Source organism: Paraburkholderia sp. ZP32-5, assembly GCF_021390495.1.
Taxonomy (GTDB): domain Bacteria; phylum Pseudomonadota; class Gammaproteobacteria; order Burkholderiales; family Burkholderiaceae; genus Paraburkholderia.
In genome coordinates this window covers 2,653,721-2,674,908 of sequence record NZ_JAJEJP010000002.1, presented here as the reverse complement: position 1 = coordinate 2,674,908, position 21,188 = coordinate 2,653,721, and the positions used below count along the sequence as shown (strand labels likewise).

General features: G+C 63.5%; 19 protein-coding genes, 1 tRNA gene and 1 pseudogene. 11 read left to right on the top strand and 10 right to left on the bottom strand.

The annotated features are described in order from the left end of the window. Positions 1-25: 25 nt before the first annotated feature. A complete protein-coding gene (gene dhaK / locus L0U82_RS30750; RefSeq protein WP_233836959.1) occupies positions 26-1,729 on the top strand; it encodes a dihydroxyacetone kinase subunit DhaK in 1,704 nt (567 codons plus the stop codon). 165 nt (positions 1,730-1,894) lie between these two features. Here the strand turns inward: dhaK and L0U82_RS39785 are convergent, their stop codons facing one another. From L0U82_RS39785 to L0U82_RS30730, 5 genes are all read right to left on the bottom strand, one after another. Next, on the bottom strand, positions 1,895-2,029 hold the full coding sequence (locus L0U82_RS39785) for a hypothetical protein (protein WP_267929726.1): 135 nt from the start codon (positions 2,027-2,029) through the stop codon (positions 1,895-1,897). A gap of 72 nt (positions 2,030-2,101) precedes the next feature. Beyond that, positions 2,102-3,157 carry a permease gene (locus L0U82_RS30745; protein WP_233836957.1) on the bottom strand — a complete coding sequence of 352 codons (1,056 nt, stop codon included), beginning with the start codon at positions 3,155-3,157 and terminating at the stop codon, positions 2,102-2,104. 22 nt (positions 3,158-3,179) lie between these two features. Further along, positions 3,180-4,253, bottom strand: coding sequence for a tRNA 2-selenouridine(34) synthase MnmH (gene mnmH / locus L0U82_RS30740; protein ID WP_233836955.1), 1,074 nt, complete (start codon positions 4,251-4,253; stop codon positions 3,180-3,182). Positions 4,254-4,385: 132 nt separating this feature from the next. Beyond that, entirely contained in the window at positions 4,386-5,444 is a 1,059-nt protein-coding gene (gene selD, locus L0U82_RS30735; protein ID WP_233836953.1) for a selenide, water dikinase SelD, read from the bottom strand. A 278-nt stretch (positions 5,445-5,722) separates the two neighbouring features. Next, a complete protein-coding gene (locus tag L0U82_RS30730) occupies positions 5,723-6,091 on the bottom strand; it encodes a beta-xylosidase (protein ID WP_233836951.1) in 369 nt (122 codons plus the stop codon). Positions 6,092-6,292: 201 nt separating this feature from the next. Between L0U82_RS30730 and fdnG the strand changes: the two genes are divergently transcribed. The 7 genes from fdnG to L0U82_RS30695 all read left to right on the top strand — a co-directional run bounded on the left by fdnG (position 6,293) and on the right by L0U82_RS30695 (position 15,659). Next, on the top strand, positions 6,293-9,361 hold the full coding sequence (gene fdnG, locus L0U82_RS30725; RefSeq protein WP_233836949.1) for a formate dehydrogenase-N subunit alpha: 3,069 nt from the start codon (positions 6,293-6,295) through the stop codon (positions 9,359-9,361). A 9-nt stretch (positions 9,362-9,370) separates the two neighbouring features. Further along, positions 9,371-10,291, top strand: a complete 921-nt coding sequence (gene fdxH / locus L0U82_RS30720; protein ID WP_233836948.1) for a formate dehydrogenase subunit beta — start codon at positions 9,371-9,373, stop codon at positions 10,289-10,291. Next, positions 10,288-10,944, top strand: a complete 657-nt coding sequence (locus L0U82_RS30715; protein WP_233836947.1) for a formate dehydrogenase subunit gamma — start codon at positions 10,288-10,290, stop codon at positions 10,942-10,944. The genes fdxH and L0U82_RS30715 overlap by 4 nt, the downstream gene beginning before the upstream one ends. A 114-nt stretch (positions 10,945-11,058) precedes the next feature. After that, positions 11,059-12,057 carry a formate dehydrogenase accessory protein FdhE gene (gene fdhE, locus L0U82_RS30710; RefSeq protein WP_233836946.1) on the top strand — a complete coding sequence of 333 codons (999 nt, stop codon included), beginning with the start codon at positions 11,059-11,061 and terminating at the stop codon, positions 12,055-12,057. A gap of 102 nt (positions 12,058-12,159) precedes the next feature. Then, positions 12,160-13,602: an L-seryl-tRNA(Sec) selenium transferase gene (selA, locus tag L0U82_RS30705; RefSeq protein WP_233836945.1), complete on the top strand. Its 1,443-nt coding sequence runs from the start codon at positions 12,160-12,162 to the stop codon at positions 13,600-13,602. Beyond that, complete coding sequence (gene selB, locus L0U82_RS30700; RefSeq protein ID WP_233836944.1) at positions 13,599-15,512, top strand: selenocysteine-specific translation elongation factor; 1,914 nt, start codon at positions 13,599-13,601, stop codon at positions 15,510-15,512. Before selA ends, selB begins: the two co-directional genes overlap by 4 nt. Before the next feature lie 51 nt (positions 15,513-15,563). Further along, positions 15,564-15,659, top strand: a tRNA-Sec gene (locus L0U82_RS30695). A gap of 304 nt (positions 15,660-15,963) precedes the next feature. Here L0U82_RS30695 and L0U82_RS30690 read toward each other — a convergent pair. Continuing rightward, a complete protein-coding gene (locus L0U82_RS30690) occupies positions 15,964-16,368 on the bottom strand; it encodes a DUF2471 domain-containing protein (protein WP_233836943.1) in 405 nt (134 codons plus the stop codon). A gap of 27 nt (positions 16,369-16,395) precedes the next feature. Then, a complete protein-coding gene (locus tag L0U82_RS30685; RefSeq protein ID WP_233836942.1) occupies positions 16,396-16,677 on the bottom strand; it encodes a hypothetical protein in 282 nt (93 codons plus the stop codon). 98 nt (positions 16,678-16,775) lie between these two features. Between L0U82_RS30685 and L0U82_RS30680 the strand changes: the two genes are divergently transcribed. Both L0U82_RS30680 and L0U82_RS30675 read left to right on the top strand, forming a co-directional pair. After that, positions 16,776-16,979 carry a transposase gene (locus L0U82_RS30680; protein ID WP_233836940.1) on the top strand — a complete coding sequence of 68 codons (204 nt, stop codon included), beginning with the start codon at positions 16,776-16,778 and terminating at the stop codon, positions 16,977-16,979. A gap of 534 nt (positions 16,980-17,513) precedes the next feature. Continuing rightward, positions 17,514-17,951: a hypothetical protein gene (locus L0U82_RS30675; protein WP_233836938.1), complete on the top strand. Its 438-nt coding sequence runs from the start codon at positions 17,514-17,516 to the stop codon at positions 17,949-17,951. Positions 17,952-18,094: 143 nt separating this feature from the next. Here L0U82_RS30675 and L0U82_RS30670 read toward each other — a convergent pair. From L0U82_RS30670 to tnpA, 3 genes and pseudogenes are all read right to left on the bottom strand, one after another. After that, a pseudogene (locus L0U82_RS30670) lies at positions 18,095-18,386 on the bottom strand (transposase domain-containing protein); the annotation flags it as partial. 98 nt (positions 18,387-18,484) lie between these two features. Continuing rightward, positions 18,485-18,778 carry an IS66 family insertion sequence element accessory protein TnpB gene (gene tnpB, locus L0U82_RS30665; RefSeq protein ID WP_233837565.1) on the bottom strand — a complete coding sequence of 98 codons (294 nt, stop codon included), beginning with the start codon at positions 18,776-18,778 and terminating at the stop codon, positions 18,485-18,487. 5 nt (positions 18,779-18,783) lie between these two features. Beyond that, complete coding sequence (gene tnpA / locus L0U82_RS30660) at positions 18,784-19,179, bottom strand: IS66-like element accessory protein TnpA (RefSeq protein ID WP_233836936.1); 396 nt, start codon at positions 19,177-19,179, stop codon at positions 18,784-18,786. 764 nt (positions 19,180-19,943) lie between these two features. On the opposite strand from tnpA, the gene L0U82_RS30655 reads away from it, so the two are divergent. Next, a complete protein-coding gene (locus L0U82_RS30655; protein ID WP_233836934.1) occupies positions 19,944-20,789 on the top strand; it encodes a GNAT family N-acetyltransferase in 846 nt (281 codons plus the stop codon). The last annotated feature ends 399 nt before the right edge of the window (positions 20,790-21,188 follow it).

The following is a 21,188-nucleotide window of genomic DNA, read 5'->3' as shown; positions in this document are numbered from 1 at the left end:
GGCAGCATCAAACGGAGCTGACGCAATGAAGAAGCTCATCAACGATGTGTCCGCCGTCGTGCCCGACATGCTCGACGGACTCGTGGCACTCAATCCCCAACTTTCGCTATTGCAGGGCGGCACGATTGTCGTGCGCACCGATGCCGAGGCCGTCGCCGCGCGCGGTGAAGTCGCGCTGATCTCCGGCGGCGGCTCCGGCCACGAACCCGCACACGGTGGCTACGTCGGTCACGGCATGTTGAGCGCGGCGGTAGCCGGCGAAGTCTTCACGTCACCGTCCACCGACGCCGTGCTCGACGCGATCCGCGCGGTGGCCGGCCCCGCCGGCGTGTTGCTGATCGTGAAGAACTACACCGGCGACCGCTTCAATTTCGGCCTTGCCGCCGAGATCGCGCGCGCCGAAGGGATTCCGGTCGACATGGTGATCGTCGCCGACGACGTCGCGTTGACTGCGAGCGGCGATCACGCGGGCCGCCGCGGACTTGCGGGCACCGTGCTGGTTCACAAGATCGCGGGCGCGGCTGCCGCGCGCGGTCTGCCGTTGGCGACGGTCGCGAAGCTCGCGCGCGAGACGGCGGCATCGCTCGGCACGATGGGCGTCGCGCTTACGCCGTGTACGGTGCCGGCGGCAGGCAAGCCGGGCTTCGAGCTGGCCGACGGTGAAATCGAATGGGGGCTCGGCATTCATGGCGAGCCTGGCGTCGCGCGCGGCGCGCTGGAGCCGGCCGATGCGATCGTCGGCAAGCTGCTCGCGAAGATCGCCGACGATCTCGCGTTGCAACGAGGCGAGCGCGTAACCTTGCTCGTGAATAACCTCGGCGGTACGCCGTCGAGCGAATTGAACGTGGTGGCCGGCACAGCGCTGCGTGAGCTCGACAGACGCGGCATCAAGGTCGAGCGCGCATGGGCCGGCACGTTTCTGAGCGCGCTGGAAATGGCGGGCGTCTCGCTGACGCTGCTGCGCGTCGACGACGAGCGGCTGAGCCTGCTCGATGCCGTCGCGCATACCAGCGCATGGCCCGCGTTGAACGGCCGCGTCGCGCAGGTATCCGTGCGTGCGTCACCCGACGCGCCGCCGCACGCGAGCGGCGCGATGCTCGAGCATGACGCGACGTTGCGACACGTGATCGAAGCGATATGCGCATGTCTGCTGGAGGCGGAGTCGACGTTGACCGAGCTGGATCAGCGCGTCGGCGATGGCGATCTCGGCATCAGTCTCGCGCGTGGTGCGCGTGCTGTGCTGCACGAACTCGATACCTATGCGAGCGAGACGACCCCAGGCGCGGTATTGCGCAGCATCTCTGCAACGCTGCGGCGCGTCGTCGGCGGGACGTCGGGGCCGTTGTACGCAGTGATGCTGCTGCGCGCGGCGGCCGCGCTCGAGCAGTCTGGCGAGGCCACCGCGCGGCAATGGGCAGCAGCATTCAGCGCGGGCGTCGACGCGTTGATGGAGTTGGGCGGTGCAAAGCCCGGCGATCGCACGATGGTTGACGCGCTGAAGCCCGCCGCCGACGCATTGCAAAACGCGCTCGCACAATCGGCGGCGCCGGATGCCGCGTTGCAGGCCGCCGTCGATGCAGCGAGCGACGGCGCGTCGCGTACCGCGTCGATGCATCCACGACGCGGGCGCTCGAGCTACGTCGGCGACCGTGCGCTCGGTCATATGGACCCGGGTGCGCATGCGGTGGCATTGTGGCTCGCGGCGATTCGTGCAGCGCTAACCGGCTAAAGGGCAGACGGCAGAACAAAACGGCGCGGAGAGAAAACGCGGAGAGAAAGAAACGGGCTAACAGCGACACACGCTGTTAGCCCGTTTTAACTGGATGTCTCGAACCGCGAACGACGCGCCACGACATCAATGCACATCCCGCGCCTCGCGGCCAGAAGCGACCCTTCAAGGCCGGAACAGATCGAAACCCGCGAGTGCGACGACGCCGCTCAATGCGATCAGTGCAACCGAGTGCTGGCCGATATACAACAACCCGGCAGCGGACCAGCAAGTCACGGCGAATGCGGCGATACGTTTCATGCTTCTTCTACAACCCAAAACTCAAACCAACACAGTTCCCAACCCGGAAACCAGCAGCCCGGCGACGCGCGCTCAGAACCCCAGCGCAACCGCGAGCAAACCGCTGACGACACCGCACACCGCGACCGCCAGCGCCACCATCGTCAGCACGCGGCGCGGAAACGAACGCGACAGCATCGCGAGCGACGGCACGCTGACGAGCGGCAGCGTCATCAGCAGCGCACCGGCGGGGCCGACGGCCATGCCGAACGACAGCATCGCCTGGATGATCGGCACTTCGCCGGCGGTCGGAATCACGAACAGCGTGCCGGCCACCGACAACGCGATGATCCACAGCAGGCTGTTGTCGATATTCGGACCGATATGCGGAAACAGCCACGCGCGCGCCGCGCCGAGAATCAGCACGAGCACGATATATTCCGGCACGAGCCGCAGCGTCATCCGGCCGAGAATCTTGACCCAGCGCGAGAACGCGGTGCCCGGATTGTCGGCGCTGATCAGTTCCGCGACCGCCGCGCGCGACGCTTCGGCTTCCTTCGGCGTGACCATCCGGTTCACCAGATAGCCGAGGCCGAACACCATCACGATGCCGAGCACGAGCCGCAGGCCCATCCACTGCCAGCCGAGCACGAAGCCCATGAAAATCAGCGTGGCCGGATTCAGCGCGGTGTTACCCAGCCAGAAGGCAATCGCCGCGCCCGGTGCGGCCTCGCGTGCCCGCAGACCGGCGACGACCGGCGCCGCGCAGCAGGTGCACATCATGCCCGGCAGCGACATCAGACCGCCCTTCAAAACACTGCTGAAATCGCTGCGGCCGAGCACGCGCGCGACCCACTGCGGCGGGATCAGCGCCTGCACCGCGGAGCCGAGCAGCAGGCCGAGCACCATCGCCTGCCAGATCGCCTTGCCGTACGCGATCGCGTAATCGATCGCAGCTTGCCACGACGCTGCCGGCGCGCTCGCCGACGTGCCCATCAGGATCGATTTGCCGATCGAATGCTGGCTCGCGGCGACGAACGCGCGGTTGTAATACGGAAACCACTTCACGTAGAAAAGGCCGACGACGGCGATCAGCAAAAAGACAAGCCAGCCAAGCGTGACGCGGGGTTGTCGAAGGGTTGATTGCATGAGGATCCTGAAGTTGTTTTTGTTAGCCGAGGACGAGCGTCTTTGTCCGGCTGTCGAGCTGCGCGAGCAGCGTTTTTGCCTGCTCGACGACATCGGTGTCGTTCGGACGGAAATCGAGTTGCAGCGCGTTGGGCAACTGTTCGAAATGCTGGCCGCTGCTGCGCGCATAGGCGGGGTCGTAGTGCCGTTCGATCAGTTCGCCCGCGAGTTCGGCGCGCCGGTCGTCGTCGACCAGATGCTGCCAGCCCATGACCCGCTCGCGGCTATGCAGACCGATCAGCTTCTCCAGTTGGCCCTTCAGATAGTCGGGATGGTCGAACAGATGCGCGTAATCCTGCAGCAGAAAAGCTGCGCGATCCTCGCGGGTCGAGCACACCTCGACGCAGGCGCCGCGATGGAATGTTTCGAGCAGCGCGAGCGGCAGCGTGAGCGAGCCGATGCGCCGGCTTTCCGCCTCGACGAACACCGGCCGCTCCTGATCGAAGCCGCGCAGCGCGCTCACCAGCAGCGTGTCGAAGCGCTTTTGCGATGGCTGCGGCACACCGGTCCAGGCGCCGAGCAGCGAGCCGCGATGGATGGCGAGCGCTTCGAGATCGAGCGTCTGCGCACCGGCGTCGTGCAGCGCGGACAGCAGGCGCGTCTTGCCGCTGCCGGTCGGGCCGACCAGCGCGATGTAGTTGAATCTGCGCGGCAGTGTTTCGAGCGCATCGAGCGTCGCGCGCCGGTAGCTCTTGTAGCCGCCGTCCAGTTGCCGCGCGCCCCAGCCGATCATATTGAACAGCGTCGTGACCGAGCCCGAGCGCTTGCCGCCGCGCCAGCAGTAGATCAGCGGACGCCAGCTGCGCGGCCGGTCGGCGAAGGTGGTTTCCAGATGATGCGCGATATTGCGCGCGACGAGCGCCGCGCCGAGCCGCGTGCCCTCGAACGGCGACACCTGTTTGTAGGTCGTGCCGACCAGCACGCGCTCCTCGTTGCTCAGCACCGGCGCGTTGATCGCGCCCGGAATATGGTCTTCCGCGAACTCGAGCGGCGTGCGGACATCGACGATTTCATCGAAATCACCGGCTTTGTCGAGGCTGACGAGGAGGTTTTTCAAGGGAGTAAGGACGAACGGACCGCGGGGAGGGGCAAATTATCGCATGGGCGGGCTGGGCAGGCCGATTCCGCTCCCCGGCGGCGGCCTGCCGCTTTCGCCGCGGTCTTCGTGCCGGCCAGCCGCGCCGCTGCGTCAGATCACCTCGACGCGCGCCGCCCCGCTGACCATCTCGCCGATCACGCATGCGTCGGCAAAGCCGTCGGCGCGAAATAGCGCGAGCACTTCATCGACTGCTTCCGGCGCGCACGACACCAGCAGGCCGCCCGAGGTCTGCGGATCGGTCAGCAGCGCGCGAGCGGACGCCGGCAGCGTCGCGGGCAGCACGACGTCGTGCCCGTACGCGTCCCAGTTGCGGCCCGACGCGCCGGTAAAGATGCCGGCATCCGCTAGGCTCGCCACGTTCGGCAGCCACGGCAGATCCGCATAGCGCACCCGGGCGGTCAGCTTCGAGCCGCGCGCCAGTTCGAGCGTGTGGCCGAGCAGGCCGAAACCGGTGATATCGGTCAGCGCATGCACGCCGTCGAGGCGCGACAGTTCGGCGCCCGGACGGTTCAGCTTGGTGGTCGCGCCGATCATCGCCGCGTAGCCGGCCGCGTCGAGCCGGTCTTTCTTCAGCGCCGCGGACAGGATGCCGACGCCGAGCGGCTTGCCCAGAATCAGCACGTCACCGGCCTGGCCGCCCGCATTGCGCTTCACGCGCTTCGGATCGACGATGCCGAGTGCCACCAGCCCGTAGATCGGCTCGACCGAATCGATCGAATGGCCGCCCGCGAGCGGAATGCCGGCCTCGGCGCAGACCGACTCGCCGCCCTTCAGCACCGCTGCGATCACGTCGTGCGGCAGCACGTTGATCGGCATGCCGACGATCGCCAGCGCCATGATCGGCTTGCCGCCCATCGCGTAGACATCCGAGATCGCATTGGTTGCGGCGATGCGGCCGAAATCGAACGGGTCGTCGACGATCGGCATGAAGAAATCGGTGGTCGCGACGATCGCCTGCTCGTCGTTGAGCTTGTAGACGGCGGCGTCGTCGGCGGTATCGTTGCCGACCAGCAGGTCGGGGAAGAACGGCAGCGGCGCGCTGCGCTTGAGCAGGTCGGCGAGCAGGCCGGGCGCAATCTTGCAGCCGCAGCCCCCACCGTGCGACAGGCTCGTGAGGCGGGGCGGCTGGCTTGCTTGGGCGTGGGTCATGAGGGCGGATATCGGGGTTCGTCGAATCACCGCATTATGAGGGTTGTTTTCGTGCGGTGCAGCGACGGCACGCGGGCCGTCCCGCGCGCGGGAGATATCGTTTCTTTCAGCGTGAGCGCTAATGCCGAAACCGGCGCCGGCAGTTTGATTTCGAGACTACCTATCCCGAAAAATAACGGGCAAAAAGAATAAAAATGAGATAGTGGAGGGACGTATTTACCTGACAAAACGCAGTCAGGTGGACTGAGAAATTGACATCCGCTAACGTTTTTTCTGCGTCATTTATTGCTGCCCGCGCCCGTCCCATACAGGCCATTGTCGAACCCGCCGGCGCCTTGCGTCCCTTGTTCCTTGCCGGCGGTTTTGCCACGCGAATTGCCGTGTTTGCTGTCGGTCGACTGCGGCTTGTGCGATTCGTGGACGGCCGATGCTGCGGGGTCGGGATTCGAACCCATCGCCGACGCGCGGCTGTCCTGCGGCGCCGCGCCGCTGGGCTGAGGAATCTGCGCGACGCCCGGCCCGCTGGCGGCGAGCATCGCGCCCAGCAGCGCAAGCGGCACGATACCGGCGGCCAGGCGCCGCATCGCAGCAGCGCGGAAATGATCAGTAGTGGAGAAAGCGGAAGAGCGAAGGGCGGCGTAGTTCATGGCAGAAAAATAATCCGTGGATGACAGGCATTCATTGCCTCAACCATTCAGCATGAACAATGCCCAGCTTCGGAAATAATCGAACGACTGCGCCGCCGCATTTTCATTTTTATGTAGGCGATCTATGCACTACGATCTTTCTGCATGCCGCAAAACGGCACCTATAATCAATTGTGTCCCCAATAGAGCCGAGGCCATTCGATGACTCAAATGTCCCGGCGACAATTCCTGAAGGTCTCCGCCACCACGCTAGCCGGATCGAGCCTGGCCCTGATGGGCTTCTCACCGGCACCGGCGCTGGCGGAAGTCCGTCAGTACAAGTTGTCGCGTGCTACTGAAACCCGCAACACCTGCCCGTACTGCTCGGTAGGCTGCGGCATCCTGATGTACGGACTCGGCGACGGCGCCAAAAACGTCAAGACGAGCATCTTCCATATCGAGGGCGACCCCGACCATCCGGTCAATCGCGGCACGCTGTGCCCGAAGGGTGCGAGCCTGATCGACTTCATCCATAGCGACAGCCGTCTGAAGTATCCCGAATATCGCGCCGCCGGGTCGAACGAATGGCAGCGCATTTCGTGGGAAGACGCGCTCGACCGCATCGCGAAGCTGATGAAGGAAGACCGCGATGCAAACTTCGTCGAGACGACCGCGGACGGCAAGAAGGTCAACCGCTGGCTGACCACCGCGATGCTGGCCGCGTCGGCCGGCAGCAACGAGGTGGGTTATCTGACGCACAAGACTATCCGTAGTCTTGGCATGCTGGGATTCGACAATCAGGCGCGTGTCTGACATGGCCCGACGGTGGCAGGTCTTGCCCCGACGTTTGGCCGTGGAGCGATGACGAACCATTGGGTCGACATCCGGAACGCGGACGTGATTCTCGTGATGGGCGGCAATGCGGCCGAGGCACACCCATGCGGTTTCAAATGGGTCACCGAAGCCAAGGCGCATCGCAAGGCGCGTCTGATCGTGGTCGACCCGCGCTTTACGCGCACGGCGTCGGTCGCGGACTACTATGCGCCGATTCGCACCGGTACGGACATTGCGTTCCTCGGCGGGGTCATGAATTACCTGCTGACGAACGACAAGATCCAGCACGAGTACGTGAAGAACTACACGGACATGTCGTTCATCGTCCGTGACGATTTTGCGTTCAACGACGGCCTGTACTCCGGCTACAACGCCGACAAGCGCAGCTACGACAAGACCTCGTGGGACTACGAGCGCGGCGACGACGGCTTCGCCAAGGTCGACCCGACGCTGCAGGACCCGCGCTGCGTCTATCAGCTGATGAAGCAGCACTATTCGCGGTACACGCCCGAGCAGGTCGAGAAAATCTGCGGCACGCCGAAAGAGAAATTCCTGCACGTGTGCGAGATGCTCGCGTCGACGGCAGTGCCCGGCCGCGCGGCCACGATCCTGTACGCGCTCGGCTGGACGCACCACTCGGTCGGCTCGCAGAACGTGCGCAGCGGCGCGATGGTGCAGTTGCTGCTCGGCAACATCGGCGTCGCCGGCGGAGGCGTCAATGCGTTGCGCGGCCACTCGAACATCCAGGGCTTGACCGACCTCGGCCTGATGTCGAACCTGTTGCCAGGCTACATGACGCTGCCGCTGGAAGCGGAGCAGGACTTCGACGCGTACATCACGAAGCGCGCCACGCAGCCGCTGCGGCCGAACCAGTTGAGCTACTGGCGCAACTATCGCGCGTTCCACGTCAGCCTGATGAAGTCGTGGTGGGGCGACAAGGCAACGGCGGACAACAACTTCGGTTTCGACTATCTGCCGAAGCTCGACAAGTCCTACGATCTGCTGCAGCAATTCGAGCTGATGAGCCAGGGCAAGATAAACGGCTACATCGCGCAGGGCTTCAACCCGCTCGCCGCGGCGCCGTGGAAGGGCAAGATCGGTTCGAGTCTCGCGAAGCTGAAATGGCTCGTCATCATGGATCCGCTCGCGACCGAAACGTCCGAGTTCTGGAAGAACCACGGCCCGTTCAACGACGTCGACGCGGCATCGATCAAGACCGAAGTGTTCCGTCTGCCGACCACCTGCTTCGCCGAGGAGCGCGGCTCGCTCGTCAGTTCGAGCCGTGTGCTGCAGTGGCACTGGCAGGGCGCGGAAGGCCCGGGCGAAGCGAAGAGCGACCTCGAGATCATGTCGGGGCTGTGGCTGCGCATCCGCGCGGCTTACCGCAAGGACGGCGGCAAGTATCCCGATCCGATCGTCAATATGAGCTGGCCGTACTCGAACCCGGCCAGCCCGACGCCCGAAGAGATCGCGATGGAGTTCAACGGCCGTGCGCTCGCCGACGTCACCGACGCGACCGACAAGACCAAGGTGCTCGCGAAGAAGGGCGAGCAGCTCGCGGGCTTCGCGCTGCTGCGCGACGACGGCTCGACGGCGAGTGGCTGCTGGATCTTTTGCGGCTCATGGACCCAGGCCGGCAACCTGATGGGCCGCCGCGACAACTCGGACCCGACCGGCATCGGCAATACGCTGAACTGGGCCTGGGCGTGGCCGGCGAATCGTCGCGTGCTGTACAACCGTGCGTCGTGCGACGTCAGCGGCAAGCCGTTCGATCCGACCCGCAAGCTGATCGCGTGGAACGGCAGCACGTGGTCCGGCGCCGACGTGCCGGACTTCAAGGTCGACGAGCCGCCTGAAAACGGCATGAACCCGTTCATCATGAATCCGGAAGGCGTGGCCCGCTTCTTTGCCCGCGACGGCATGGTCGAAGGGCCGTTCCCCGAGCACTACGAGCCGTTCGAAACGCCGCTCGGCTATAACCCGCTGCATCCGGACAACAAGGCGGTCGTCAGCAATCCGGCGGCACGTGTGTTCCCGGGCGACAAGGCCGCGTTCGGCACGCACGAGAACTTCCCGCATACGGCCACGACCTATCGCTTGACCGAGCATTTCCACTATTGGACCAAGCACGCGCGTCTGAACGCGATCATCCAGCCGGAACAGTTCGTCGAGATCGGCGAGGACCTGGCGAAGGAGATCGGTGTGGTGGCCGGCGACCGTATCAAGGTGTCGTCGAACCGTGGGCACGTGGTGGCGGTCGCGCTCGTCACCAAGCGGATCAAACCGCTGATGATCGAAGGCAAAAAGGTACAGACAGTCGGGTTGCCGCTGCATTGGGGCTTCAAGGGGCTCACGAGGCCGGGCTATCTCGTCAATACGCTGACGCCCTCCGTGGGCGACGGGAATTCGCAGACACCGGAATTCAAGTCGTTCCTCGTCAAGGTTGAAAAGGCCTAAGGAAAAGAGATGGCACTGCAATCACTGGACATCAAACGTATCTCGGCCACGACCGTGACCGCGCCGCAGGCGCGCGCGCCTGCCACCGGCGAGGTCGCCAAGCTGATCGACGTGTCGAAGTGCATCGGCTGCAAGGCGTGTCAGACGGCTTGCATGGAGTGGAACGACCTGCGCGACGAAATCGGCCACAACGTCGGTGTGTATGACAATCCAGCCGATCTGACCGAGCATTCGTGGACCGTCATGCGCTTCTCCGAGTACGAGAATTCCGCCGGCGATCTCGAATGGCTGATCCGCAAGGATGGCTGCATGCACTGCGAGGATCCGGGCTGTCTGAAGGCCTGTCCGTCGCCGGGTGCGATCGTGCAGTACACCAACGGCATCGTGGATTTTCACGAGGAAAACTGCATCGGCTGCGGCTTTTGCATCGCCGGCTGTCCGTTCGACATACCGCGCATGTCGAGGAAGGATCGGCGCGTGTACAAGTGCACGCTGTGTTCGGACCGCGTGGCGGTCGGTCAGGAGCCTGCCTGCGTGAAGACCTGCCCGACCGGCGCGATCATGTTCGGCACCAAGGACGACATGAAGCTGCAGGCCGAGGAGCGCATCGTCGATCTGAAAGACCGTGGCTTTCAGAACGCGGGTTTATACGACCCGGCCGGTGTCGGCGGCACGCATGTGATGTACGTGCTGCATCATGCCGACCGGCCCTCGCTGTATCACGGTCTACCGGACTCTCCGCGCATCAGTCCGATGGTCAGGCTGTGGAAGGGCATCGCCAAGCCGATCGGCCTGGCGATCATGGGAGTCGCCGCGCTCGCCGGCTTCTTCCACTACACGCGCGTCGGCCCGAACGAAGTAACCGAGGCCGACGAGGCCGCGGCCATTCGGGAAGCCGACGAAGCACGCCGTTCGCGGGAGGCATCATGAACCACACCGAGCATACCGATCTCGTCGACGTGAAGGGCCACCGGCTGATCGTGCGCTACACGGCGAACGAGCGCACGAATCACTGGATCACCGCGATCTGCTTCGTGCTGCTCGCGCTGTCCGGTCTCGCGATGTTTCATCCGTCGATGGCGTTTCTGTACTTCGTGCTCGGCGGCGGACAGTGGACGCGCATCCTGCATCCGTTTGTCGGCTGCGTGATGTTCATTTCGTTCCTGATACTCGCACTGCGTTTCTGGCATCACAACTATCTGGATCAGGCGGACATCCAGTGGATGCGGCAGATCGACGACGTGCTGAACAATCGCGAAGAAAAGCTCCCCGCGATCGGCCGGTACAACGCGGGCCAGAAGCTGCTGTTCTTCGTGATGGTGATCTGCCTCGTGCTGTTGCTGTTGAGCGGCATCGTGATCTGGCGGCGCTATTTCTCGCTCTACTTTCCGATCGACGTGATCCGGCTCTCGGCGCTCGTGCATGCGGTAACGGCGTTCGTGCTGATCGTCGGCATCATCGTGCATATCTATGCGGCGCTGTGGATCAAAGGCTCGATCGGCGCGATGACGCGCGGCACGGTCACGTATGGGTGGGCACGCAAGCATCATCCGAACTGGTTCAGGGAAATCATCGGCAAATAGACTACGCTTGAGTAGTGCGGTTTCATCGTGCCAGTCATGGCACGCAGCGCATACCGGGCCGCCGCTTATCGTCGATGACGGGCGGCGGCTCTTCATTTTCAAGAGGTCGATACTTTGGTCCAACGCATTCTCGAAGCCGCCGATATCGAATCGCTCGATCCCTCTGCGATCCCCCGCATCCGTGTGCCGGACCGGCTCGCGGTGTTCGCGCCGCGTGGCGCGCGTCTGCGCCAACTGGCATCGCTGAACAATCCGATTGCCGGCTATCTGCGGTTGATGGCCGCGCTCGCCGATGCGCAACAAGCGGTGATCGAGAACTTCAGCGCGCAGCCGCCGAGCCCCGAGTCGATCGCGAGCGCGCAGCAGTATTCGATGCCGCTGATTCCGGCGCTTTCCGGCACGCGCGACCCCGCATGGCGCGACGTGCTGCTGCGACTGCTCGACGAGGTTGCGGCCGTGGCGCCGCTGTCGCCGCCGCTCGCCGCGCTGTTCACGCACCTGCGTTCGCTCGATGTCGACGCACTCGAAGCGCAGGCCGATGCGATCTTCGCGCAGCGCTTCGACGAGGTCGACCCGGCGAGCGCGCCATTCATCGTGGCCGCGTTGCAAGTGGTCTGGACCGACCTCGCCGCTGCTATCGACAAACGCGCGGTGCCGTATCTCGACACGCCGGGCCTGTGCCCGATATGCGGCTCGCACCCGGTCGCGAGCATCGTGCGGGTGGGCGGCGCCTACGATAACTACCGCTATCTGCAATGCGGGCTGTGCGCGACCGAGTGGCATATGGTCCGCAGCAAATGCTCGAACTGCGATTCGACGAAGGGCATCGCGTATCAGGTGGCCGGCTCGCCGGAGGCCGACGCGGCCACGCGCGAAGCCGAGGCGAAAAATGCCGTGCTGAAGGCGGAGTCATGCGACGAATGCCATACTTACCGCAAGATCGGCATTCAGGCGAAAGACTTCGACTTCGAACCCTTCGCGGACGATCTCGCGAGCCTCACGCTCGATCTGCTGATGGGCGACGAAGGCTACCGACGTGCGTCGCCGCATCCGTGGCTGTGGCCCGAGCAGACGAGCGGCGCGGCGCCGGCGGACGGCGATGAGCGCATATAGCGGCGGCGGATGCAAATGCAGCACACGGCTTCAAACAAGGCTTAAAAACAAGGCTTCAAAGCACGGTTGGCCTGACAGGAATAGCTTCAGGAGGATGCCTTCGTGAGCGATGTAAGCGGCTCGGAATTGCGTGCGCTGATGGCGCGTGTGCCGTCGGTGGAAAAGATCATGGCGTCGGCACAGTTCGCCACGCTCGTGAACGACTATGGCCGGACTCAGGTGCTGAACGCAGTGCGCGATGCGCTCGACGCCTGGCGAGTCAGCGCGCAATCGGGCGATGCGTCGGTCAGTGCGCTCGATAACGCGCGCTTGCACGCAACGGTCGAAACGGCGCTGCATAAGCGCAACGAGTCGCGCCTGCGCAGCGTTTTCAATCTGACCGGCACCGTACTGCATACGAACCTCGGCCGTGCATTGCTGCCCGACGAAGCGGTACGCGCCGTGATGAGCGCGCTGACACAGCCCGCGAACCTCGAGTTCGATCTCGCGACCGGCAAGCGCGGCGATCGCGACGATCTGATCGACGACCTGATTTGCGAGCTGACCGGTGCCGAAGCGGCAACCGTCGTCAACAACAATGCCGCGGCGGTGCTGCTCACGCTGTCCGCGTTGGCCGCGAAAAAAGAGGTTGTCGTGTCGCGCGGTGAACTCGTCGAGATCGGCGGCGCATTTCGGATTCCGGACATCATGAGCCGCGCGGGCGCGAAACTGCGCGAAGTCGGCACGACGAACCGCACGCATCTGAAGGATTACGACGAAGCGATCAATGCGCGCACCGCGCTGCTGATGAAGGTCCACGCGAGTAACTACGCGATCAACGGTTTCACGAAGGAAGTTCGCATCGACGAGATCGCGCCGCTTGCCCACTCGCGCGGACTCGCGGTCGCCGTCGATCTCGGCAGCGGCACGCTCGTCGATCTGAGCCAATGGGGCTTGCCGCGCGAGCCGACCGTGCGCGAGACCGTCGAGGCTGGCGCCGACGTCGTGACCTTTAGCGGCGACAAGCTGCTCGGCGGCCCGCAGGCGGGCCTGATCGTCGGACGGCGCGATCTGATCGCGAAGATCAAGAAGCATCCGTTGAAGCGCGCGCTGCGCGTCGGCAAGCTGACGCTCGCGGCGCTCGAACCTGTGTTGCGGTTGTATCGCGCACCGGAGCAGTTGGCCGCGCGGCTGACCACGCTGCGTCTGCTGATCCGTTCCGCCGACGACATTCATGGCGCCGCTCAGCGTGTACAACCCGCGCTCCAACTAGCGATCGGCACGCGTTACGTGGTCGCGGTGGAGCCGATGTTCAGCCAGATCGGCAGCGGCGCATTGCCGGTCGATGTATTGCCGAGCTACGGCCTTGTCATCCGGATGGCGGACGGCAAGCGCGGTGGTCGCTATCTGTTCGCGCTCGAAAAGCAGTTGCGCGAGATGGCGCGGCCAGTGCTCGGCCGGATCGCGGACGACGCGCTGCGCCTCGATCTGCGCTGCCTCGAAGCCGCCGACGAAGCGCAACTGATCGCGCAATTGACACCGCAAGCGAAGGACAACTCCGCATGATCGTCGGCACAGCCGGGCATATCGACCACGGTAAGACGAGCCTGGTGAAGGCCTTGACCGGCGTCGACACGGACCGGCTCAAGGAAGAAAAAGCGCGCGGCATTTCGATCGAACTCGGCTACGCATACGTGCCGCTCGACAACGGCGACGTACTCGGTCTGATCGACGTACCGGGCCACGAAAAACTCGTGCACACGATGACCGCGGGTGCGAGCGGCATCGACTTCGCGCTGCTCGTGATCGCCGCCGACGATGGCGTGATGCCGCAAACGCGCGAGCATCTGGCGATCGTCGAACTGCTCGGCATCCGGCGTGGCGCGATTGCGTTGACGAAGATCGATCGCGTCGATACGCAGCGTTTGCGCGAGGTACACGAGGAAGTCGCCGCGTTCGTCGCTGACGGTGTGCTGCGCGACGCGCCCATCTTCGACACCTGTGCGACGCGTGCCGACGATCCGGGCGTCGCCGCATTGAATGCGCATCTGCGCGAGCAGGCCGCGGCGTGGCAGATGAAACGCGACGACGGTCTGTTCCGCCTTGCCGTCGACCGCGTATTCACGCTCGCGGGGCAGGGCACGATCGTCACGGGGACGGTGGTCGCGGGCAGCGTCAGCGTCGGCGCTACGATGCTGCTCGCGCCGAAAGATCAGCCGGTGCGGGTGCGCGGTATCCATGCGCAGAACCGTCCCGCCGAAACGGGACGTGCCGGCCAACGCTGTGCGCTGAATCTGGCCGGCATCGATAAAAGCGCGATCGACCGCGGCGACTGGATCGTCGATCCACGTTTGTCGCAAGCGAGCGAGCGGATCGACGTGGGGTTGACGCTGCTCGCCGACGCACCTCACGCGCTGGAGCATTGGACGCCGCTGCACGTACATCTCGGCACGCAGCATCAGGTCGCACACGTTGCCTTACTCGAAGGGGACACGCTTGGGCCCGGTCAACAGGCGCGCGTGCAACTCGTGTTCGAACGGCCGTTGTGCGCGGTGCCGGGCGATCGCTTCGTCGTGCGCAATGCGCAGGCCACGCGCACGATCGGCGGCGGCATCGTGCTCGATCCGTTTGCGCCCGCGCGCAAGCGTCGCTCACCGGAGCGGCTCGCGTGGCTCGATGCGATTCAGACGATGCTCGATACAGGTACGCTCGACGCGATGTTCGCGCGCGCGTCACACGGCTTGTCGCGCGCGTTGCTGGAACTGCTGACGGGGCGGCTGGCGACGTCGCTGACGTTGCCGGCCGATACGCGCGTGATCGACTTGCCGGGCCATGACGCGCTGCTGGTTGCGGGTGTGGCCTGGCAGGTGCTTGCCGAACGGCTGACTACTACGCTCGCGCAATATCACGAGCGCTCGCCGGATGAACTCGGCCCTGATGTATCGCGTTTGCGGCGCATCGCGGCGCCACTCGTCGACGACGCGCTGTGGCGCGCATTAGTCGACGATGCGGTCGCGCGCGGCGACATTGCGAGGCGTGGCCCGTGGCTGCATCTGCCTGGCCACAGCGTGACGCTCGATGCCGCCGACGAGGCGCTCGCCGCGACGCTGTTGCCGCAGATCGAGGCGGGGCGTTTCGATCCGCCATGGGTGCGTGATCTCGCGAAAGCGCATGCGGTACCCGAGGAGCGCGTGCGTCAGTTGCTGCGCAAACTCGCGCGCCAGGGCGAGTTGTTCCAGGTCGTGCACGATCTCTTTTATCATCCGCGCGCAATTCGCGAACTGGCATCGATCGCAGCGGCGGAAGCGGAGAAAAACGCGGGTACGGTGGGGGCCGCGCCGTTTCGTGATGTCACGGGACTCGGCAGAAAACGCGCGATCCAGCTTTTGGAGTTCTTCGATCGCGCTGGCTATACTCGCTTTCACCGTGGCCTGCACCTCGTGCGCATGGATAGCCGTTGGCTCGATCTGCTTTGATGCTGTTGCAGGTTCGTTTTTTTGTTGGCTACGCGTCATTCAATCACCGTAGGAAGGCATTCGCATCCGGTGGTGCGGCTGAGCTTCAAACTCAGTTGAGGGCGTCAGACGCTCTTAGGTCGGTTCGACTCCGGCTGCCTTCCGCCAAGCAGGCCTTGCCGGGCATTCTCCCTCTTCCTGTGTGCAGGCAGGGCAATATCAGAGGTGTTCAGCAGGTGTTGGCAAGACATATCGCAAGCACCGGGCAGGAAATCATGCACTTGTTGAACGGTGAGTAACCCGCGGTTTGAGTGCGCGACAATGGCATCAGCGATGACGCTACGCCAGGACTTTGAACTTTCTCGACGGCATCCAAAAACCATAACGGCTAACGGCTAACGGCTAACGGCTAACGGCTAACGGCTAACGGCTAACGGCCAACGGCCAACGGCCAACGGCCGATACCGGTGCATCAGTCCTGGGTGGCCACGTTGGTAGCGTCGGCCTGTACCAGTGCGCGCACGAGCAGGTACACGACTGGTAAATCGTCGTCGTCACGTCGCCAGTCGACGGGTTCGTCGAGATCGATCCCGGACAAGCGACTGTCCTCAAACCGGACAAACGTCGAGCGTACTGTCTCGTTGTGCCTTGCCCGGAAGCCCCGATTTTCAAAGACCTGTTCGTCGATTGTAAGCAGCGTGCGCCAGGTTGGCACTTGCGCGCCATTTGAGTAACTGCGGCGACCATTGCCAAGGTGACGACCCGCGACCGTGGCAATGATCTGCTGGAGGTCGAGCGACGCGCTGCGAAGTGAGCGTTCGAGGCCGGCAGGATTGATGTCCTGGATATCCATATCAAGCGCGAAATCATTAACCATACCGTGTCTTCCTGAGAACTCGCAGCATTAAAGTTGATGCTTCAACAACGACTGGTTTCGCTTTGCCAACAACTGACGGATCTGGGCAAGATAGTTGTCGCCGACAGTGCAGTCTTCAACAGACCGGTTATGGTGATGAGGCGTTGGTGGCCGTACGCCGAGATAGCGGCACACCGCGGACAGGTACGGTTTGCCGTTGCCTCCCAAGTGTCGCGCAGCAGCAGCCACGCGCACGTCTCCGACATGCTTGCGCAACCACTCAAGCGTTTCGCGGTCGCCATCGTTCAAGATGCGGATGAGTTGGTTCATTGCCGATCCTGTATATAAACACAGTACTGTAAATTTATACAGTATTTGACCGGAATGCAAGTCAATTCACGGGATGTTGGATTCGCCGGAAAGAGAATATGGCGATCAGAGCCGATGCGCAGCCGGTCGTCGGAATGGTGGACGCAACAGTGGACAGATCTCCTCAATCCAACCGGTCCAGGCGACCCAATTTTTCTGTCGGGTTCAAGCGCCAGATCGTCGAGGCGGCGCTCAAGCCGGGCACGTCGGACGCGCTCATCGCTCGCGAGCACGACATTAACGCCAATCTGCTGTTCAAATAGCGTCGTCATTATCTTGCCGGCGATTTCGGCATGCCCGAAGTGCCGGTGCCAGAGGCGCCTGTACTCAACTGGCTACCAGTGGCCGTAGCTGAGCCTTTACCGGAAGTGCCGGCGTACCCATCGTCGGACGGCGCCAGCACCTACGACGCCGAATACGGCGACGTCCGGCTACGCCTGAGCACTAACACGCCCATCGCAACCCTGATCAAGATTGTGTGGGGCTTGCCCGATGAGCCTGCTAGTGCTGCCGTCCGCCGTTGGCCTGCCGTTCGGATCCCGAGCGTGGCTGGCCGCGGGCGTCACCGACATGCGGGCCGGATTCAACGCCCGCTGCAGTAAAGGCGGCCTACCTGGAGGCGCACTACAAGCGCTTCCTCGAATAGCAAGCAGAGCCCAGCTCCAAGCCGCGCAATGTAGCCCAGGTCTAGCGGGCTCCAGCGAGATGCCCGTTGAGGTGGCCACCTCGACATCGTCCGTGCCTACGAGAATCGCCTCCATATGATGACGTCACGTTGCGGCCTACATAAAGCTTTCATGAACGAAACGCTCAAGCAATTAAGCATCGGCTGGCGACAGGGCGTCGCATTGAGCAAGGGGAAAAACCATTTACAGTGCACTGCACAAGCCCGTGTGATCCGTAGGTGCGAGCTGACGATCGTGTTATACTGCACTGCACAATTCACGTCCGATCGGCAAGTGCGATCTGACGACCGCGTCCGGCGTTGCCGGGTTGCGGACAGACATGCCGCTGAAGGTGATTCGACACGCCTGTCAGCTTCGCCCAGTTTCTGTCTACACCATCAAAGTGAGGTCCCTGTGAAATACCTTCCCCGCATCGCCGCGTCTGGAGCACTCCTGGTCGTCGCTCTCGGTATCGTCACCTTCGCCCAGATCAAGTTCGCGCCGCAATCCGCAGAGAACAACCCGGTCGCACGGATCGTCCTGAACGTCGAGTCGCAACTGAACGACTGAGCGACTCCACCGCTGTATGTAGCCCGCGCCCCACAGGCAAAGCAAAACCCGTCTGGCTCGAAGAGAAGTAAGCGGTGACCACACACCGTCTTGACGGTCGTCAAAACGGCGTGGGATGCGTTACCTGGATTCGTTCACGTAAATCTTGTCTCGCGCGGGAGATGTTCAGGCAGTGCCTGTTCCGCAGTCACGCGCGGCGTCTTCGGGATTTCGACCGGCGCCGCGCCTTCGTCGGCCTCAAGCTCTTCGAGACGCAGATCGAACTGCTCGATCTGATGGTCAAGCTTCTCCGACTTGCGTTCGAACTGCATACGACGGAGCCTGGCAAGGAGCAACTTCAAGTGTTCGAACTTCGGCTGTGCGCGAAGCCAACGCGGCTTGTTGCGAGTCGACCGTTTCCTGTAGTTTGAGCACTTGCGCGTCGCGCTCGCGCAGCGCCGCCTCCTAGCTGAGCAGCATGGCCTTCAGCGTTTCGACATCGTCGGGAAGTGGGCTCGCGCGCGTCATGTAGGCAGCTTACGCGCCGGCGGCGACTACAACGCCGAGGTCGGTCGTGCCGCTCCCGTCGGTTGCCGCCAGTCGATGCCTTCCAGCAGCATCGAGAGTTGCGCCGGGCTCAGGCAGATAACGCCACCGTCGGCGTGAGGCCATACGAAACGCCCCTTCTCGAGCCGCTTCATCAGCAGGCACATGCCATCGCCGCTCCACCACGGCACTTTGAGCAGGTCACCGCGTTTGCCCCGAAACACGAAGACGTGCCCGCGGAACGGATCCCGTTCAAGCACGGTTTGCACCTTGACGGCGAGGCTGTTGAATCCTGCCCGCATGTCGGTCACACCGGCAGCCAGCCAGACACGCGTGCCTGATGGCAGGCCAATCCTGACGACGACCGCAACGTTGCCAGTATCGGCCGGAGCGCGTTCAGGTCAAGTGGTCCATCGAAGCGGACTCGCACGGCGCCACACTCGACGACGATGCTCGACGTCCGCGGCGCCGCTTTGGGCAAATGCACAGGAACGAACGTCTCGGCGGGCCGAGCTTGCGGAATCGATTGAGCCGGCTCACGAGCACGACGCCAGCGCGCGATCATGTTGGCGTTCAAACCGTGCTCCTGTGCTACATCCGCGATGGAACGGGCCGGATCGTTTGATTGCGCTACGACCAACGCCCGGAATGCCTTCGAGTAGTTCTTGGATCCAGGTCGTCGGCCTACCGCCTTCGTTTTCATCGTTCTGATTCCCACTTGATCTGGTGGGAACCAGGTTGCCGCTTGCGCGCATCTATGAGCAGACGGTGGTGAAGCAACGCTTACGAACAAGATGACGTCGGAGCATCAGTTATGCGCCACCGTAAATGCCTCAAGGTCGATTACGGATGTTTGCCATTGGACGGGGTCCGGCCATGAACAGATGGTTGCCAGACGTACGGTTTGGACATTCGGGAAGCTGATTGCGTCGGCAACGGTCATCTAGTCACGCGGGAGCGGCGTCGTGTCATCGGCCAAAGCGGTCGTTGATACTTAATGGTGTCAGCGGCTGGTATGGCTACTTCAGCTGACGATAGTCTGCTGGTCCGGGCGAACGACAGCTTTGACTGTTGTCAAGCGACCGTGCACGACCGTACCCCGACCGATGACACGGTCCCGACGCGGTGACGTGCAGAGTCCGCGCGTAGACCCGTTTCGGTCTATCGCTCGTTCGGACATCCGACGATAAGTAACGGAGCAACCCGGTTATCCGGGGCAGCTCTAACGGAGACTGCCGTGCCAATACGCAGCAATTGCAGCGCACTCGGACCGGCACAACCCGGATGACCGCTAGCTACATTCCGGGACCCGCCCTCGGGGCTATGATGTCTCGATCGGCACCCGTCGCATCGGCATGATTGCACGGTTTGCTCTGTCAGTTGGCCGGCGCCCGTGTGCAGGCGCTTCCCCGATGCATCTGCGGTAACACGAGGCGGCAATCTCCAGAGCCGCAACTGGGGCGAACCATGGATCAAGGCGGAGACTTTATCGTGCGCACCATGTCGGCCGGCGAGGTGGCCATGTCGGTCGAGTGGGCGGCGGCAGAAGGGTGGAACCCCGGCCGGCATGACTCTTACAGTTTCAGGCAAGCAGATCCGGCTGGTTTCTTCGTCGGCGTTTGGCGCGGCGAGCCGGTCGCGTGCCTCGCCGCCATCGCCTACGATGAACGCTTTGGCTTCATCGGTCTCTACATCGTGAAACCCGGGTTTCGTGGCAAAGGCTTCGGTATGCGAATCTGGCAGCACGGCATGCATTATCTTGGAGACCGCAACGTCGGTCTCGACGGTGTCGTCGCCCAGCAGACGAACTACAGGAAGTCCGGGTTCCGCCTCGCACACCGTAACATCCGCTATCAGGGGCGCGTAGACGGTATCGGATGCGCACATGTAGCGGCAGCGGCTGACGTGCCGTTCGAACAGTTGCTTGCCTACGATCGCCAGTGTTTTCCCGCGGCGCGCGAGCGCTTCGTTTCTGTCTGGATTGCGCAGCCGGATGCCGTTGCGCTCGCTGTCGTCGACGCTGGCCGGGTCGCCGGATACGGTGTCGTGCGCCGCTGCAAGACCGGTTGCAAGATCGGCCCGCTCTTCGCCGATGATGCAGACGTCGCCACTGGGCTGTTTCGCGCGCTGGCGGCGAGCATGCCCGGTGAGGTCATCGTGCTCGACGTGCCAGAAACGAATCCTGCGGCTGTCGCGCTGGCGGAACGACACGGCATGACGAGCATATTCGAAACCGCACGGATGTATACGAAAGACGCGCCCGCAATTGCGATCGATCGCGTGTTCGGGGTGACGTCGTTTGAACTGGGGTGATGGAGCGGACGGGGCGGAGCGAACAGCGTCCTACATCCCCGACTGACGTGACGGCCCCGCGCGCATTCGCGCAACAGGCATAGGCCGACCCGTTCCGGCCACATACCGTCGCGATCTGCGAACGACTGCCGCCGAAGTGATGCGGCCGCTTCGACGGCATGCCTGTTTGCGCGGAACGGTAAGTTGTGGCCGGACAGGTTGTGGGCGGCATGGCGACGATCGTAGGTGCCGCGGTTGCGGAAAGCCGACATGGCATCCCATGGAGGCACCAGGCGTGTGTCGACGGTCGCGGTGAAACGTTCGCGCCAGGTTTGTTCGAATATTTGAATTGATCTGCCCGGAGTCCGCCCTATCATTCATGACACCACCGAGCTTGCCCGGTCGCTCGAGCACTTCGTC